This is a genomic window from Mycobacterium ostraviense (assembly GCF_002705925.1).
GTDB classification, from domain to species: Bacteria; Actinomycetota; Actinomycetes; order Mycobacteriales; family Mycobacteriaceae; genus Mycobacterium; species Mycobacterium ostraviense.
On sequence record NZ_NKRE01000116.1, the window covers coordinates 1 to 272 of the forward strand.

At 33.8% G+C, this 272-nt stretch carries 1 protein-coding gene; it reads right to left on the reverse strand.

The annotated features are described in order from the left end of the window. The coding region (locus CDN38_RS33740) for an ABC transporter permease subunit (protein ID WP_142361412.1) at positions 1 to 272 on the reverse strand (272 nt) is incomplete at both ends.

Sequence of the window (272 nt, forward strand, 5' to 3'; positions counted from 1 at the left end):
ACTTATAACATCCCCTTCTTGAGCATCACTCAACATATTACCCCAAGATGGTATTGCTTTACTAATTCCGAATCCTAAAAAGCTCAATCCTGATTCCACTACAATCATACCGGCAAATAACAATGTTGCTTGTACGATAACTACACTTAATATATTCGGCAAAAGATGTTTCAAAATAATTTTATATGTGGGTGTACCAATTGATTTTGCTGCCAAAAAGTATTCATTTTCTTTTTCTTGAAGTACTTTACCACGAACAAGTCTTGCAATAC